The organism is Microcystis wesenbergii FACHB-1317 (assembly GCF_014696875.1).
Lineage (GTDB): Bacteria > Cyanobacteriota > Cyanobacteriia > Cyanobacteriales > Microcystaceae > Microcystis > Microcystis wesenbergii_A.
Genome location: NZ_JACJQV010000211.1, coordinates 1 through 15,330, shown reverse-complemented (window position 1 = coordinate 15,330; position 15,330 = coordinate 1). Strand labels below are relative to the sequence as shown.

General features: G+C 40.5%; 17 protein-coding genes. 8 read left to right on the top strand and 9 right to left on the bottom strand.

Annotation, left to right across the window (positions count from 1 at the left end; all coding sequences use genetic code 11):
• Nucleotides 1-33 precede the first annotated feature (33 nt).
• The 4 genes from H6F92_RS22345 to H6F92_RS22330 all read right to left on the bottom strand — a co-directional run bounded on the left by H6F92_RS22345 (nt 34) and on the right by H6F92_RS22330 (nt 1,398).
• Nucleotides 34-279 carry a DUF2281 domain-containing protein gene (locus tag H6F92_RS22345; protein WP_190359536.1) on the bottom strand — a complete coding sequence of 82 codons (246 nt, stop codon included), beginning with the start codon at nt 277-279 and terminating at the stop codon, nt 34-36.
• Between the two features lie 72 nt (nt 280-351).
• The gene (locus tag H6F92_RS22340) at nt 352-654 is read right to left on the bottom strand and encodes a hypothetical protein (protein ID WP_190359600.1); all 303 of its coding nucleotides are present in this window, start codon (nt 652-654) and stop codon (nt 352-354) included.
• A gap of 13 nt (nt 655-667) precedes the next feature.
• Entirely contained in the window at nt 668-994 is a 327-nt protein-coding gene (locus H6F92_RS22335; RefSeq protein ID WP_190359535.1) for a XisI protein, read from the bottom strand.
• Nucleotides 970-1,398, bottom strand: a complete 429-nt coding sequence (locus tag H6F92_RS22330) for an element excision factor XisH family protein (RefSeq protein WP_190359534.1) — start codon at nt 1,396-1,398, stop codon at nt 970-972. Before H6F92_RS22330 ends, H6F92_RS22335 begins: the two co-directional genes overlap by 25 nt.
• A 225-nt stretch (nt 1,399-1,623) precedes the next feature.
• Between H6F92_RS22330 and H6F92_RS22325 the strand changes: the two genes are divergently transcribed.
• Together H6F92_RS22325 and H6F92_RS22320 are read left to right on the top strand one after the other, a co-directional pair.
• A complete protein-coding gene (locus H6F92_RS22325; RefSeq protein ID WP_069474552.1) occupies nt 1,624-1,812 on the top strand; it encodes a type II toxin-antitoxin system HicA family toxin in 189 nt (62 codons plus the stop codon).
• The gene (locus H6F92_RS22320) at nt 1,813-2,118 is read left to right on the top strand and encodes a hypothetical protein (protein WP_002776214.1); all 306 of its coding nucleotides are present in this window, start codon (nt 1,813-1,815) and stop codon (nt 2,116-2,118) included.
• Nucleotides 2,119-2,512: 394 nt separating this feature from the next.
• Here the strand turns inward: H6F92_RS22320 and H6F92_RS22315 are convergent, their stop codons facing one another.
• Together H6F92_RS22315 and H6F92_RS22310 are read right to left on the bottom strand one after the other, a co-directional pair.
• The gene (locus tag H6F92_RS22315; RefSeq protein WP_190359533.1) at nt 2,513-6,274 is read right to left on the bottom strand and encodes an Eco57I restriction-modification methylase domain-containing protein; all 3,762 of its coding nucleotides are present in this window, start codon (nt 6,272-6,274) and stop codon (nt 2,513-2,515) included.
• Nucleotides 6,275-6,464: 190 nt separating this feature from the next.
• Nucleotides 6,465-7,229 (bottom strand): Uma2 family endonuclease, encoded by a 765-nt coding sequence (locus H6F92_RS22310; protein WP_190359532.1) that lies wholly within the window; start codon nt 7,227-7,229, stop codon nt 6,465-6,467.
• 191 nt (nt 7,230-7,420) lie between these two features.
• Here H6F92_RS22310 and H6F92_RS22305 point away from each other — a divergent pair, with 191 nt between their 5' ends.
• The 3 genes from H6F92_RS22305 to H6F92_RS22295 all read left to right on the top strand — a co-directional run bounded on the left by H6F92_RS22305 (nt 7,421) and on the right by H6F92_RS22295 (nt 9,984).
• Nucleotides 7,421-9,214 carry a fatty acyl-AMP ligase gene (locus H6F92_RS22305; RefSeq protein WP_190359531.1) on the top strand — a complete coding sequence of 598 codons (1,794 nt, stop codon included), beginning with the start codon at nt 7,421-7,423 and terminating at the stop codon, nt 9,212-9,214.
• A gap of 84 nt (nt 9,215-9,298) precedes the next feature.
• Nucleotides 9,299-9,541 (top strand): hypothetical protein, encoded by a 243-nt coding sequence (locus H6F92_RS22300; RefSeq protein ID WP_002767156.1) that lies wholly within the window; start codon nt 9,299-9,301, stop codon nt 9,539-9,541.
• Nucleotides 9,538-9,984 (top strand): HNH endonuclease, encoded by a 447-nt coding sequence (locus tag H6F92_RS22295; protein ID WP_002797431.1) that lies wholly within the window; start codon nt 9,538-9,540, stop codon nt 9,982-9,984. The genes H6F92_RS22300 and H6F92_RS22295 overlap by 4 nt, the downstream gene beginning before the upstream one ends.
• A 321-nt stretch (nt 9,985-10,305) precedes the next feature.
• On the opposite strand, the gene lspA is transcribed toward H6F92_RS22295, so the two are convergent.
• From lspA to bioB, 3 genes are read right to left on the bottom strand one after another with little or no spacing between them, the layout of a single operon-like run.
• Nucleotides 10,306-10,773: a signal peptidase II gene (gene lspA, locus H6F92_RS22290; RefSeq protein WP_190359597.1), complete on the bottom strand. Its 468-nt coding sequence runs from the start codon at nt 10,771-10,773 to the stop codon at nt 10,306-10,308.
• An 11-nt stretch (nt 10,774-10,784) separates the two neighbouring features.
• The gene (locus tag H6F92_RS22285; protein ID WP_190359530.1) at nt 10,785-11,435 is read right to left on the bottom strand and encodes a biotin transporter BioY; all 651 of its coding nucleotides are present in this window, start codon (nt 11,433-11,435) and stop codon (nt 10,785-10,787) included.
• Nucleotides 11,407-12,501: a biotin synthase BioB gene (bioB, locus tag H6F92_RS22280; RefSeq protein WP_190359529.1), complete on the bottom strand. Its 1,095-nt coding sequence runs from the start codon at nt 12,499-12,501 to the stop codon at nt 11,407-11,409. The genes H6F92_RS22285 and bioB overlap by 29 nt, the downstream gene beginning before the upstream one ends.
• Before the next feature lie 133 nt (nt 12,502-12,634).
• Here bioB and rfbC point away from each other — a divergent pair, with 133 nt between their 5' ends.
• From rfbC to H6F92_RS22265, 3 genes are read left to right on the top strand one after another with little or no spacing between them, the layout of a single operon-like run.
• Nucleotides 12,635-13,180 (top strand): dTDP-4-dehydrorhamnose 3,5-epimerase, encoded by a 546-nt coding sequence (gene rfbC / locus H6F92_RS22275; protein WP_190359528.1) that lies wholly within the window; start codon nt 12,635-12,637, stop codon nt 13,178-13,180.
• Nucleotides 13,181-13,185: 5 nt separating this feature from the next.
• Complete coding sequence (gene rfbD, locus H6F92_RS22270) at nt 13,186-14,061, top strand: dTDP-4-dehydrorhamnose reductase (RefSeq protein WP_190359527.1); 876 nt, start codon at nt 13,186-13,188, stop codon at nt 14,059-14,061.
• 4 nt (nt 14,062-14,065) lie between these two features.
• Nucleotides 14,066-15,139: a glucose-1-phosphate thymidylyltransferase gene (locus tag H6F92_RS22265; protein WP_190359526.1), complete on the top strand. Its 1,074-nt coding sequence runs from the start codon at nt 14,066-14,068 to the stop codon at nt 15,137-15,139.
• The last annotated feature ends 191 nt before the right edge of the window (nt 15,140-15,330 follow it).

Here is a 15,330-nt window from a genome sequence, read left to right as displayed (position 1 = left end):
ATCAATTATTTCTCTCCGAGATTATTAAACCTGTCATTTTTTTGCTGGACTTTTAAGGTACTTTTTATTGTAAGATAGATCGCCTATTCCACTTTCCACACACCCCACTAAATCTTTAGCTGATTCATAAGCAGAAATCGGTTCTTCTTCTGTAATTTCTGTCTTCTGTGCCTTAAATTGCAAGAATTCAATAAAGTCGATTACTTCTTGCTGTTGTTGGGGGGTGAGAGTGTGCAGTTTTTCTAAGATGGTTTTTTCGTTAGTGATTGCTTGTGTCATGGTTTAATTCTCTTGGGGGGTTTAATAATTATATCTTGACTTCAGATACCCGACTTCTTAAAGAAGTTGACTTCATTTGCTGCCAATACCTCGAAGATAGTCTTTATTGGTGGCTAAGTCCCCTGGTCCCCCATCGACACAACCAATATATTCTTTGGCTGCTTCATAGAATGAAACAGTGTTTTTTTCTTCAGTGATTTCTTTCTTCTGTGCCTTAATTTGATTTTCAGCTTGCTCTAGGTTTAAAAGTTCATGTTTTAATGCTAAAGCAACAAATTTGTCAAAGCTGTTTGCTTTTAGTAATTGAATTATTTTTTCGGTTTCCTGAATTAATTTTATTGTTAATTCTAATGTTTTATAAGTTGTTTTTTCCATTTTATTTGTACTCCTAATTAATGGCATATTCTGTGAATTTTCGTTTAAATGGAGAGTGAAATCCGATGACAATATCTGTTTTAGGAATTCCTAGTTCAACTAACTTTTCAGCTACTGAAATTTCTGTGTTGTTCTGTTGAATATAAACTTTATTGTTAATAATATCTAAATGTAAAAGACATCCATAAATCCAATGATTATTATGCCAACCAACTTGTACTAATAAATAATGTTTCCTCAGATCGTCAAAGATTATTTCTAGGGAAATTTCACTAGACTGCTGAATTTTAGCTTGTTCTTCAATTAGGGATTTAACTAATTCAATGTAGTTGATTGCCATTCTACGATCTCCTCTATTTCAGGGTTATAGACAATAATTTTGATTTGATAATGTTCTAGAATTCTTTGAACAAAACGGCTATGACAAAACACTTCATAAGTATCATTAGGGATGGCTAAGTATAGGGTTCTATCAGGTTCAATTTCTGAAAGAGCAAAACGGTAGTTAAGATATTGTCCACAGGCTAAATGTAGTTCTGTAACAATTGAATCTCTTAAGAAACTTTTGATTTCAATGGCAACTTTTTCTCGTTCTTTTTGTGCTGCAATAACTTTTTCTGCTCCTAAGTCCACATAAAAGTTAACATCTTCAAACTCTAAGGTAAAAGGATCATGGGTAATCGTCCAACCTGCTTTTATGAGTGCATTTCGGACAGCATGGTGAAAGGTATCTTTAGCTGGCATATCCTGATTTTAGCAGGTTTTCCTAATTTTAGCATCTTGTAACAATCTTAAGGTTCACAGTCTAGGAAATCCTTCTTGTTATTTCTCCTCTTCTGTGATGATTTCAGATACCCGACTTCTTTAAGAAGTTGACTTCATTTTCCATTGTAGCTTAAAGCCGTCCTAAAAGGACGGGGTTTTAAACCCAAATTTTCGATAAGATAAGTGTAGGTTAAAATTAAGGGTATGAGGGTTCGTGAGGTTATCCGTCGCCTAATTGATGATAGTTGGTTGCAAGTTTCGCAAAAAGGAAGCCATCGTCAGTTTAAACACCCTGTCAAGCTGAGTAAAGTTACCGTTCCTTGTAAACTGTCAGATGATATACCTATCGGAACTTACAAAAACATTCTACGGCAAGCTGAATTGGAGGGTTGAATGACTGAATTGAATAGTATGGTTGTGGTTAAGGATAACGCTATTGAAATAGAGCGTCAAGAAGAGTTAAAAGACTTCCTCCAAGAACAAGAACAACAAGTTCTTGAGCAATTCAAACCGGGTACATTCGGATGTCATGAGTTACTTGACAGAACAGCGATGGTTAGTGATTCCTTGGAGCGTTTTATTGTTTCCCATCCAGCTTGTGTACAAAACCCTGAATGGTACGCTCTAGCAAGACAAGCTGCTGAGGCTCTACATATTCTCTATCAAAAAGTTGGTGCAGTGCATCTCAAGGGAGACTAAGGTTTTGACTAGCAAGAGAGGTTAAGTAGGTAGGTGTTAAAAACTTTCAGATCCCCCCGCCTATCGGCACCCCCCTTATCAAGGGGGGCAGGGGGGATCGGACTTAAAATCCATTTTTAACTTAATTATAACCAGCTACTTAATAAAGAAATCGAAATTGTTTTCCTCAACTTAATCTACTAATTTTGCTTAAGTATTTTTTTGTTTAACATAGTTCTGTGATGATTTCAGATACCTTTAAGAAGTCGAGTATCTGTGATGATTTCAGATACCCGACTTCTTTAAGAATTCGGGTATCTAACCCCTTACAATCCATACAATGCCGCTACTCTCTCATCTATCTCTTTTTCCCATTCTTCACAGTTAACCCCTTTGGCATCTAAGCATTTTTGCACTAATTTAATGATGGGTTTCTTTTCTGTTTCCAAGATTCTAGAGTGTCGCCTTTCAATTCCTTAGTTCTATTTCCATCTCTAATGAAAATTTTACCTTCTAGATAAGCAATTTCTGATAAATCCAGGGGCTTAACTTCAACCTGACAAATTTCTCCTTCAGGAAGCGTAAAAAATTCTACCATCACTAAAACTTTATTAGGATGAAGTGGATAAGGTGTAATTTTTGACTCCATAATTTGTCGTAAATTATTCTCAAAACCATCCTTATTTTTTCCTTTTCCAACAGTATAATCTGGCTCAAGTCCTTTTATTTCTAAATTATCAGAAACTCCAATGAGAAGAGTACCACCATCGGTATTTAAAAAGGCTGTAATGTTTTTTAAGGATGCAAGAAGAACATCTTTATTTTTTGTATTTGTCTTAATATCTACTCTTAGAGTTTCTTTGAACTCTAGTTTGCTTCCTTCACCTTGAGCAATCAGACTCAGAATTGGATGAGATTTCCAGTAAGTAGGAGGCTTTGTCAAAACTCGACTACAGTGTTCTATATGTCTTTCATACTTTTCTTTTACTTCGGCTAATACTCCCTGAGCTTTTGCTAGTTTAGGATAGCGGCGACAGTACCAAAGTTCTATTTCACGAATATCCTCATAGTCTAATTCATAGAGTTGATAAATAATGGCATCAATTTCTTTTTGTTCATGTAAATGATAGGGATAGCTTTGATTATGCTTTTGTTGATTAATAATACTTTCAACTAAAGTTTTGATTCTATCGTGCAAATCAGGACTTAATGAAGGTAATATCAGTCGTGTTAAAACTTCTTCCCCTGTTTCAACTGTATGGGATACATAGCTCTTGAGTAAATAACGAGAGACAATAGAAGTTAAAAATCCTAGTAAAACTCTTGGTTCAATCCCTCTAACAAAAATAGTTGAACCTTTATTGCCAAAAATACAGCCACTTCCCAATCGAAAAGTAGGACTATAAATACCAGTAGGCGAAAATGTTATCCCCTCTTGAAAATAATATTCTGAGTTTTGAAAACGAGAGGCAATCCTGTGTTCCTCTTGTGGTTCAATCTTATTGAATTCTTTTTTTCGCCGTTTAACATCAGCAATAGTAGCAGTGCGGAGGCGATGGACAGCATCTCTTGACCAATCTATCAAATATTGTGTCGGTACATAGTAATTGGGAAGCCAACCTTCATCAGTATTACTTTCGCCGCCTTTATCAAAGGGCAGAAAACAGCGATTATTATACTTATTGGGAGCTACTCCATTTAGTTTTTCATCATCACTTAAGCCTGCAATATCAGCATCAGTAAGTAATTTACTCTCGTCTAATATTTCATAACTTCCCCTTGCTCCTCTACGTTTACGAAGATAGTAATCATTGTCACTCGTTTGAAGTCCTACTTTTACATCAGCTATTGTCCCCAAGCGAGAAAAATTACTATTGCTCAACAACTGATAAAGCTTGGGTGAACCGATGAAAAGTGACAAGTTATCATAAGTAGCTATCAAAGATTGGGGATAAGTATAACGAGCATAATCTATCGTTTGTAAATCCACACTATGAGCAGCGATCGCAGCTAGGTTCTCAGTTAGTTTATTCCAGTCCCCGATTTGAAGGCTACGCAAATCTGCGGCGATTAGATCATGGCTTTCAGATGCCGTATTTTTAGCAACGGTCAAAATACAAGTATTAACTGTAGCATCAAAAACCCAAGAAGGCAGATCGATAAAATGAGCAATAGTGGTCTTTTCAAGAAATAGCTTTCTTAAAGGTTTGTGAGTTTTAATAGTCCGCCAAGTATCAGAAACTATGTAACATAATTGACCGCCAGAACGTAGCAACTGCAAGCCACGGGCCATGAATAAACCATAAGTATCTTTGGATTGTGCGCCATCAGTCAGACGGTCAAAATAGAGATCGCGCACCCTGTCACCAACAGTCGCACCATAAGGCGGATTAGCTAAGACAATATCAAACCCCTTTTGTGAAAAAACTTCAGCAAATTCTACGGCCCAATCAAATCCGTTAACCTTATTACTTCCATGGGTTATCAAAGCAATTTCAGCTTTAAATTCATTGATTTTTTGTTTGAAAATTTGCTTTTGAACTCCTTCACTCATTGTCAGATAAGAGTTTTTTGCATCTCTATATTGGCGAATTATCTGGCCTCGAAGAGTGTACTGTCCTACATTCTCTGGATTAGGAGCAGTGAGACTATCACCAGATTCAATCTTAAAATCTAAGTTAGGTAACGGTTCAGGATGCTCACCGTCAAATTCTACAGTTAGTGATAGCCAAAGACGTAATCGAGCAATATTTACCGCAAATTCATCAATATCTACACCATAGAGATTATTTTGAATAATATTGAGTTTACGGTGGTAATCATCACGAGCATTTTCCGGTTGAGCGCGGGTGTCAAGCAAACGAGTAAGCGAATGTAGTTCATGCAGCATACCTAATAGATAAGCGCCACTTCCACAAGCAGGATCTACTATTTTCACTTCGCTCAGTTTCTGCAAAAGATCACGAGCTTTTGGAACGTTTATCTGCTCTACATTATGTTCATCAACTAAGGCTTCATAGCCTCCTAAATATCCCTTCAAAGCCTCCCGACACATAAAAGAAACAATCGGTTTAGGTGTGTAATAACTACCTGATTTATGTCTTCCCGTGACTAATTCTTCAAACACTTTTCCCAACATTTCTGGGTCCACTGCTACCTCCACATCAAGGGGTGTACTCTCAGTCACCGTGAAATTAAAATTACTAAAAAGTTTATGTAAGATAACATCGATCGCCTGATCGGGTACTATTATATTAGGATTGCGGTCATCTTCATCCTGTTCAAATAATCCCCCATTAAGATAGGGAACTGTGCCGATTATTTGCCGAAGAAAACCACCGTTATTGATACCAATAATATCCGTTTGTTGGGGATTATTCAGTCCCGTAAAAAACAGATAAGTCAAGCGATTATGATAAAAGTTTTTGTCCGAGGTGCTGTTATCATTCTGATAATCCTGCCATAATGTTTCTAGATAGTCTGTTTGTTCGTTAAACTTCAGCCAACCTTTTTTCTGGATAAAAACAATAAACATCAGGCGATTAAATAGCTTCTGAGTAAATAGTCTTCTTTGGTCAGCATTAGGGATAGTTTTAGTAATTAATTGCTCAACTTTTTCAAAGACCGAGCGATACTGTTCAAAAAATTTCTTAGTAACTTTCTCAACATCAAAAGCTTCATCATGACGTTCCTGAATCGCTAAAGGAGACTCGGAACTAATATTATCTAAATCCAGTAAACTTAGGCGTTCTGTGGCGGTTCGTAACTGTTCCCCCGGACCCACTGTAATTCGCCGCAAGACTTGCCGTTTTTCTTGTTTAACATCATATTTAACATTGATAAAATGCCACCGTTCTTGGTGGAAATCAGAGAAAACAAAGAGAGTGTAGGGATGGTTTTTTAGCAGTTGAGTAACGACAAGACGCTCTAAATTGAGCAGCAGTTGCTTAGAGTTGAGACGAGCATAAATAACCTGAAAATCTTCCCCCCCAGAAGCTAATAAAATTGGATCTTCTGCTAATGCTTCTACTGCTTTATCTGGCCAATTGCGTCGGGACAGGGTTTGATTTTCTCGCTCGTAATTTAACTCAGACCAGAATAATTTTTTGAGCGCATCCAATCCTCTCAGGGATGAAAGAAGGTCATAAACTGACTGCCGAAGTTCAATATCACTCATAAGTTTTCTCACGACCTCTCATTTAGGTTTACTTTCTCTAGGTAGCTGGTTATAAATCCCCCCTTGATCCCTAGGGTTGATTCATGGCAGGGTTGATTCATGGTAGGGTTGATTCATGAATCAACCCTACCCTTAATAAGGGGGGTGTCTGATTTTAACACCTAACTATTTAGGACTTTTGCCACTTCAGTTAAATTGTATCGGGATCGATGCCTAATTCTCGTAGTTTTTGTGCCAATTTTTCCTTAGCCTGACCTTCCCTTTCTTTCTCTAAAAGAGCCTGTTCTTTCTCTAAAATAGCCTGTTCTTTCTCTAAAAGAGCCTGTTCTTTCTCTAAAATAGCCTGTTCTTTTGCCTGTCTTTGCTCTAATTCCGCTTCTTGAGGAGTGGGGACTAATTGACCATTGGCGGTAAAATAACGCAGTTTACGGTCAAATATGCCTAAATATAATCCTAACTGTTCACTCCAGAGATAACCCTGTTCATTGGGAGAAATGGCTTGATATTGTCCCTCAATTAGTCTAAATCCTTGCAATTCTAACGTATTAGGATCAAACCAAAAATAATTAGGAGTGCGAAAGGTATTCTGATAGAGAATTTTCTTGTTATTGCGGTCAATATTGGCCGTAGAATCGGAGAGAATCTCGACAATTACATCCGGATATTTACCCTGTTCTCCCCAAACCACCCAACTTTTGCGGGGACGTTTTTCGGTATCTAAAACCACAAAAAAATCAGGACCCCAGAAATCGCGCTTTTTGAGTTGTTCCTCGTTGTAGTAGATGGTTAGATTTCCCGAAGCGTAGTAATCACTCCTCTCGCGCCATAATAATTCTAGACAACTAAGGAGAATGATGATCTGTTGCAGGTGTAGATCACTTGCCAAGGGTGGTTCATCACTCCATAAATCTGTGGGGGGACAGGCAACTTCTGGGATTATGTCTAGGGCTGTCATGACTTTTTCCCGGTATTTTAGGATTGATTAATTGTAGCTTTTTCTCACAATTGCAGAGATAAGGCGGGGGGGATTTTAACCAATAACTTAATCCTATACCTTGACCGATCGCCTTCCGCACTTTATCCTAGCGCCATGGGCAAATATGTTAAAACTTCTATACAATAGCCCCAATAAGCCCGATAACAACGATGACTGAAACCCTAATTCAACCCGCAACCCTAGTAGAACTCTTACGTTACCGCGCCACCACACAACCAGATGGCCATGCCTACACTTTTCTTATCGATGGCAAAAAAGAAACCCCACCTTTAACCTACAGTGAACTCGATCGCCAAGCAAGAGCAATCGCCGCCTATTTGCAAAAATACCAAGCTCAAGGAGAACGGGCCCTGTTACTCTATCCTCAAAGTTTAGAAGTAGTGGCCGCTTTTTGTGGTTGTCTTTATGCGGGAGTGATTGCCATTCCCGTCCCCCCACCGGAATCGGGACGACTTAAGCGCACTCTGCCCCGTTTACGCGCAATTGTCAAGGATGCTAATGCGGCCTTTGCCCTAGTTACCGAAAGTATTCTGACTCTTATTGAAGGTGTTAAGGAAGAATTCCCAGAATTCGACCAAATGAAATGGATTACCACCGAAAGCATTGATATTTCGCTGGCGGACCAATGGCAAGATCCCCAGGTGGATAAATCGGCGCTTGCTTATCTGCAATATACCTCCGGTTCGACTAATATCCCCAAAGGGGTGATGTTAAGTCATTTTAACCTGATGCACCATTGCGGTTACTTGCAAAAAGCTTGTGGTTACGAACCGGATAGCGTTACCCTCACTTGGATGCCCTATTTTCATGATTACGGGTTAGTCGAGGGTATCACCGTCCCCCTCTACAACGGTACACCCTGCTATCTCATGTCTCCCTTTGCTTTTATTAAGCGTCCGATGCAGTGGTTAAAAAATATTACTAAGTACAAAGTTACTCATAGCCAGGCCCCCAACTTCGCCTATGATCTTTGTACTCGTAGGATTAAAGCTGCCGATTTAGCGGAATTAGACCTGAGCAGTTGGCAGGCCGCGGGAAATGCCGCCGAACCGATTAACCCGAAGGTAATGGCCAAATTTGTCGATACTTTTGCAGATTATGGCTTTTCTTGGCAAACTTTCGCCCCTGCCTACGGATTAGCTGAATATACCCTCTTGATTTCTAATAAACCCAAGGGAACCACCCCAATTATCACCGCTTTGGATGCAACCGCCTACGAACGCGGTAAAATTGTCCCTGTAGGCTCCGATCGAACCACGGGAGTTAGATACGTCCCCAGTTGTGGTCGTCGCGTCTGTGATACCCGTATAGCTATGGTTAATCCCGATACTTTTACCCTTTGTGCAGCCGATGAAGTGGGCGAAATTTGGGCCAGTGACCCCAGTATGGCCGCTGGATATTGGCAACGGGAAGACGCAACCAAAGAAACTTTTCAAGCTTATCTTGCTGATACGGGAGAAGGACCGTTTTTACGCACCGGAGATTTAGGTTTTCTTCTCGATGGGGAATTGTATATCACGGGAAGGATTAAGGATTTAATTATTGTCCGTGGTAGTAATCATTATCCCCAGGATTTAGAATGGTCAGTACAGCATCTTAATGAGGTTTTTCGTCCCGATTATGGTGCGGCTTTTTCTATTGAAGATAATGGGGAAGAACAGTTAGTTATTGTCCAGGAATTAGAACGTCGCAGCGGCGAATTAGATACGGCTAAATTAATCGCCGATATCCGTCAGGAAATCGCCGAAGAACACGAAATTATGACCCATGCCATTGTTTTAGCCAAATCGGGAACAATTCTCAAAACTGCCAGTGGCAAAATTCAACGCCGCGCTATTAAACAGAATTTTCTCAATGGTAATATGAGTGTTATCGATGCTTGGTCAGAAAATCCTGAGTTAGTTAGTAAATTCGATCGCTCTAATTCTGAAACAGAAGCATAGTTTTTTGGGTGGGCATCGCTCACCCGATCGAGTATAAATAATCGTGTTAGGATTAGGTTAGGGATTAAAGGTAAGGAGAAAGTGATGTTAACTCAACTGATGGTCAAGCCCTCTTCTTGGATTGAAAAAGGAATTAAGCTATCGCCAGTAAGGGAAAATTATCTTTTTAAATTCACCGAGGAATTGCAGTGTCGATTAGAGGAACTACGGGAACTAGAAAAAAATTCCCAACTTAATTCTCAAGAAACCGCAGAATTAGCCGGTATTTTAGAGTTAAACGAGATTTTCACGCTCTTAAATGCGAGAATAGTTGCTGAATCTAAATGATTAGTATCACCACTCGATTACAAGTCCGAGCAAGAGCCAACTATCTGTGTGAATACTGTCATTCTCCAGAAGAAATTAGTGCCGCACTATTTGAAGTAGATCACATTCAGCCCAAATCTTTAGGAGGCAAAGATGAATTGGCAAACTTAGCTTTAGCTTGCCAAAGATGTAACAGATATCGCTACAATTTTATCAAGGCAATTGATCCGAAAACAGAACAAGAGGTAGAAATATTCAATCCGCGCCAACAGCATTGGCAAGAACATTTTATCTGGACACCAGATGCTTTAAAAATAGTGGGACTTACTCCCATCGCTAGGGCAACTATTGAACGTTTGGACTTAAATGATGATAATCATAATGAAGGTTTTATCGTTAAAGTTCGTCGATTATGGATCCGGGGAGGTTGGCATCCACCCAGCACCGATAAAAAACAGGAATAAGTAGGGAGGCACAATTATTTGTAGGATGGGTTAGCGGTAGCGTAACCCATGCGGGCGTTGGGTTTCATGCTTCAACCCAACCTACGTTCATCTTATATTTAATTCCACCCACCTACTTAATAGCTTATAAGTTTTTTTCCAGAGGTCAAAATGATTGGTACTCAACAGGAATTATCTAGATTTCCAAAATATTTAAATGATCAGGACTCCAGGAATATAATACTAAATCCCCAATTTTTTTGAACAGAAAAAGTAAGGGCGAGGCATTCGGATAGGAAATCTACAGTTTCAGCGATAGGTTATCGCCCGAATGCTTCGCCCCTACAGGACCCTTGACTTGTGGGGAAAGGTAGAAATTAAGAGGCAAATAATCCCGATATTAATAAAGACATCAGCCAGATTAAAAACAGGAAAATTAATCAATCTAAAATCGAGAAAATCCACCACATAACCAAACAAAAAGCGATCGATACCATTGCCGAAAGCCCCTGCTAAAATAAAACCGTAGGCTAATTGTTCCCAACGATTTAAATGCGGTCCAAAGTAAGCAAAAGCCATTAATGCCAAACTAACCAATAAGGATAGCCATTTTAGCCAACCAACACCGCCCCGAAAAGCACTAAAAGCCGCCCCAGTATTAATCACATAGGTAAAATGAAAAACCCCCGGAATAATCGGGAAAGTATCACCAATTTGCTCAAAACTCTGCACGGTTATATACTTAGTTACTTGGTCTAAAATTAGACCGATAACCGCCACTATCCAAAACCAGCGATTCTTTTTTAACATTGGCTGTGGCATCAATAAAATAATAATTTACGGAAGAAAAAAGCAATAATTACCACCACACAAATTACTACTAATTGCCCTAAAAATGGCCAGACTGAATAATTCATAAATAGGGTGGGCAAACTATCAGGAAAGGTGATTTGACTGGCTTGGGGCTGAAAAATCGACAATCCCAGCATATATAATAAACCGCACAGATGAATCACTAACAAACCGGCAAAAGCACTTAAAGCTAGGGTTTCTATCTTGGCGCGCCAGCGAAAAGCCAACCAACCACACAGCCATGCCCCCGGCATAAAGCCTAAAATATAGCCAAAACTGGGTTCTTTCAGATAACCCATTCCCCCACCCTGGGCAAACACCGGCAACCAAGTTAAACCGAGAAAAATATAGGCCACCTGGGCAAGAAGCCCGGCATTTTTGCCCCCCAGACAGCCCGTTAACAATACTGCCCCAATTTGGTAAGTTATGCCTAGTTTTTGCGAAGATAGACCCGCAGCCGACCAACTAGCTAGGCTTACTGGAACAAATGTACTAAAAATTGTCAGGAGCAAACCAATCAAGGCCCAGATTAACTCATTGGGAACCGATGCGGAAGTGCGCCGGGGCGGAGAGCCTCGTCCTCGACGTGATTTAGGTTGCCTGTTGGGGTTGGTATTCACCGGGGATGGGGGCTTCTCCTCCTATTAAACTAAGATCAGCCAACATCGCCTGATCCTGTTGGGGGGGTTGTCCTAGAGTGGTCAAATAATGCCCAATCAGCATAGCATTAATTCCCGATTTTAGCCCCAGATTTTGCAATTCTCCCATCACCGCCTCTCGTCCCCCGGCATAACGGAGGATTTGTTGAGGTAAGATAAACCGGAAAATAGCGATCGCTTTTAGGGCAGTAAAAGGGTCTAGTTTGGGTAAATGACCTAAAGGGGTGCCACTTCTGGGGTTTAATAGGTTAATCGGCACGGATTCCACTTCTAATTCCGCCAGGGAAAAAGCTAAATCAATGCGATCGGTCCAACTTTCCCCCATACCGATAATTCCCCCCGTACAAGCTTGGATTCCCGCCGCTTTCAGGTTTTTTACCGTTTCTACCCGATCCTGCCAACTGTGGGTGGAGACGACGTTAGGATAAAAATTCTCGGAAGCTTCCAGATTGTGATTATAACGGGTAACTCCAGCTTCTTTTAAGGCCTGGGCTTGGGCAAGGGTTAACTCTCCCAGGGCGCAGCAGGGTTTAATCTTGGCTGTTTCGATGATTTCTTGAACTGTGGCCAGTATTTCCTCGAATTCCTGCGATTTAGGGCTATTGTACTTTAATCCCCGGCCTTGACTAACTAAACAGAAGCGTTTGGCCCCCGCGTCGGCTGCCGCTTTCGCATGGCTGACGATTTCCTCGCGACTTTTTAAACCGTAGATAGGCGAATCTTGACCGGGATGGTGGGCGGATTGGGAACAAAAACTGCAATTTTCCGAACAACTTCCCGATTTTATGTTGATAATGCTACATAAATCTACCGTATTACCACAACAGGCCTGACGAATGCGATCGGCAGCCTCACATAAGCTGAAAATATTTTCCTGACCTTCGATCGCAGTTAAAGCTAGGGCCTCTTGCTTACTGAGTCGATCGCCGGCGATAATCTGATTAGCCCTAGTCTGTAACCAGTTTTTTAAGGCTTCTCCCTCCAGGGGGATAGATTGAGTAGCGGTGTGTGTAGAGACTTGTACCACGTCGTTTCTGCTCTGACTAAGTTAGGCTCATCTTATCATTGTTCAGTTACCGGGGAAAGATTAATAAAAAACTTTAGAAAAAAATGCCCTTTTGTGCTAGACTACCCGCAAAAGTTATCTTGTCTCCGATTTTATGAAAGTTATTCCCACGGAAATTCCTGATGTTTTAATCATTGAACCGCAAGTTTACGGAGACGATCGAGGTTTTTTCTTGGAAAGTTTTAATCAGAGAGATTTTCGAGAAAAAACTGGAGTCAATACCACTTTTGTCCAGGATAATCACTCTATGTCCTTAAAAAATGTCCTGCGAGGATTGCACTATCAAATCCCCAATCCCCAGGGTAAATTGGTGCGAGTGGTGAACGGTAGTGTTTTTGATGTAGCAGTGGATGCGCGTCAAAGTTCCCCCACTTTTGGGCAATGGGTAAGCTGTGTTTTAAGTGCGGAAAATAAACGGATTTTCTGGGTTCCCGAAGGTTTTGCCCATGGCTTTCTAGTTCTCTCTGAACGAGCCGAATTTCTCTACAAAACCACTAATTATTATTATCCCCAATACGAAAAAACCATTTTATGGAATGATGCCGATTTAGGGATTGATTGGCCCCTAGAGATTCCCCCGATTCTCTCTCCTAAAGACCAAGCTGGACAACCCTTTAAATCCGTGGAAGTTTTCCCCTAAAGACAATGAAAAAAGTTTTACTAATTGGTGCTAAAGGTCAAGTAGGACAAGAGTTACAGGTAACTTTACCGCAGTTAGGTGAAGTTATTAGTATCGGTCGAGAAGAACTAGATTTAACTAACTCGGAAAAAATCGGCCAGTTAATTAGGGAAATTCACCCGGATTATCTGGTTAATGCCGCCGCTTATACGGCAGTAGATAAAGCCGAAATCGAGCCAGATTTAGCCTATGCTATCAATGCTACAGCCCCAAAAATTATGGCGGAATCTGCCGAGAAAATTAAAGCTAAATTTCTCCACATTTCCACCGATTATGTCTTTGATGGTCGGAAAAATACCCCCTATCTAGAAACCGATCTAACTAATCCTTTAGGGGTTTATGGACAATCAAAGTTAAGGGGAGAAGAGGAGATTAAAACTGTTAATTCTCAGGCAATTATCCTGCGTACTGCTTGGGTTTACGGCAGTTATGGCAAAAGTAATTTTGTCAAAACTATGCTGAGATTAGGTAAGGAAAGAGAGGAGTTAAAAGTAGTTGTTGATCAGGTGGGAAGTCCCACTTGGTCCAAAGATATCGCCACGGCCATTACTCAGCTTTTAATTAATGTCGATAATCCCGCAGGAATCTATAATTTTACTAATAGCGGTGTTGCCAGTTGGTTTGATTTAACTAAAGCTATTTTTGAGGAGGCAAAAATAAGCGGTATTCCCCTAAAAATTCAGAGAGTAATTCCCATTACTACTGCTGAATATCCTACCCCAGCAGTGCGTCCGGCCTATTCGGTTCTTTCTGGTCAAAAAATCTCGCAACAATTAGGTTATATTCCTCCCTATTGGCGAGATTCTCTCAAAGCGATGCTCAACCAACTATTTAATCTTTAAAACTATGAAAGCACTAATTTTATCCGGTGGCAAAGGTACGAGGTTACGTCCCCTAACTTATACTGGGGCAAAACAGTTAGTTCCCGTGGCTAATAAACCGATTTTATGGTATGGAATCGAATCAATTGTTGCCGCAGGAATTACCGATATTGGCATTATTATCAGTCCCGAAACCGGGGAAGAAATTCGTCAGACCACGGGCAGTGGTGAACAGTTTGGCGCTAAGATAACTTATATTCGCCAAGATCAACCTGCTGGATTAGCTCACGCTGTCAAAACTGCCCAATCTTTCCTAGGAGATTCCCCCTTTATTATGTACTTGGGTGATAACCTAATCGAGGATGATTTATCTCCCTTTTTAGACTCTTTCCAAAAACAGTCCCTTGATGCTTTAATTCTCCTGCGAAAAGTGTCTAATCCTAGTGCTTTTGGGGTGGCAAAAGTAGATGAAACTGGCAAAGTTTTATACTTAGTTGAAAAACCCAAAGACCCCCCCTCAAATTTAGCTTTGGTGGGGATTTATTTTTTTGCCCCCACCATTCACCAAGCGATCGCATCTATTCAACCTTCGGGCCGGGGTGAGTTAGAAATTACCGACGCTATCCAAGAATTAATCAATCAAAATAAAGCAGTAGAAGCCAATAAACTACTGGGTTGGTGGTTAGATACGGGTAAAAAAGATGATTTATTAGAGGCAAATCGGATTATCCTTGATACCAGTCTAGAAATCGCTTTGCAGGGAGAAATTGATGCTAATAGTCAGGTGATCGGACGGGTACAAATTGGTCAGGGTAGTAAAATTATTAATAGTACCATTCGCGGCCCTGTCATTATTGGAGAAAATTGTCACATTGAGAATTGTTTTATCGGTCCCTATAGTAGTGTGGCTAATGGAGTAAAATTAATCGATGCCGACATAGAACACAGTGTAATTCTCAAAGATGCCACGATTATTGGCATTCATCAGCGCATAGTTGATAGTGTTATCGGACGACGGGCAAAATTAGAAATTGCCCCCCAACGTCCCAAGGCTTTACGCTTTATGATTGGGGATGATTCCCATGTGGAATTAGTCTAGTTATCGGGGATTAACTGGGGTGCATCTCATTTTTGTAAATCTACTAAGTTGGGATTTTTAAGGGGAAACTCTCGGCTAAAGTCGGGCGTTACTTTTGATTTTATCACTCAATCCAAGCTTTTGGGGGGTTCTACCCCCCAAACCCCCCGTTGGGGGCGTGGCGCCGCCCCCAAACCCCCCGCGCATTAGTT

Coding starts and splice junctions, on each gene's coding strand:
- H6F92_RS22345 (WP_190359536.1), bottom strand. CDS start 279: ATGACACAAGCAATCACTAACGAAAAAACCATCTTAGAAAAACTGCAC.
- H6F92_RS22340 (WP_190359600.1), bottom strand. CDS start 654: ATGGAAAAAACAACTTATAAAACATTAGAATTAACAATAAAATTAATT.
- H6F92_RS22335 (WP_190359535.1), bottom strand. CDS start 994: ATGGCAATCAACTACATTGAATTAGTTAAATCCCTAATTGAAGAACAA.
- H6F92_RS22330 (WP_190359534.1), bottom strand. CDS start 1,398: ATGCCAGCTAAAGATACCTTTCACCATGCTGTCCGAAATGCACTCATA.
- H6F92_RS22325 (WP_069474552.1), top strand. CDS start 1,624: ATGAGGGTTCGTGAGGTTATCCGTCGCCTAATTGATGATAGTTGGTTG.
- H6F92_RS22320 (WP_002776214.1), top strand. CDS start 1,813: ATGACTGAATTGAATAGTATGGTTGTGGTTAAGGATAACGCTATTGAA.
- H6F92_RS22315 (WP_190359533.1), bottom strand. CDS start 6,274: ATGAGTGATATTGAACTTCGGCAGTCAGTTTATGACCTTCTTTCATCC.
- H6F92_RS22310 (WP_190359532.1), bottom strand. CDS start 7,229: ATGACAGCCCTAGACATAATCCCAGAAGTTGCCTGTCCCCCCACAGAT.
- H6F92_RS22305 (WP_190359531.1), top strand. CDS start 7,421: ATGACTGAAACCCTAATTCAACCCGCAACCCTAGTAGAACTCTTACGT.
- H6F92_RS22300 (WP_002767156.1), top strand. CDS start 9,299: ATGTTAACTCAACTGATGGTCAAGCCCTCTTCTTGGATTGAAAAAGGA.
- H6F92_RS22295 (WP_002797431.1), top strand. CDS start 9,538: ATGATTAGTATCACCACTCGATTACAAGTCCGAGCAAGAGCCAACTAT.
- lspA (WP_190359597.1), bottom strand. CDS start 10,773: ATGTTAAAAAAGAATCGCTGGTTTTGGATAGTGGCGGTTATCGGTCTA.
- rfbC (WP_190359528.1), top strand. CDS start 12,635: ATGAAAGTTATTCCCACGGAAATTCCTGATGTTTTAATCATTGAACCG.
- rfbD (WP_190359527.1), top strand. CDS start 13,186: ATGAAAAAAGTTTTACTAATTGGTGCTAAAGGTCAAGTAGGACAAGAG.
- H6F92_RS22265 (WP_190359526.1), top strand. CDS start 14,066: ATGAAAGCACTAATTTTATCCGGTGGCAAAGGTACGAGGTTACGTCCC.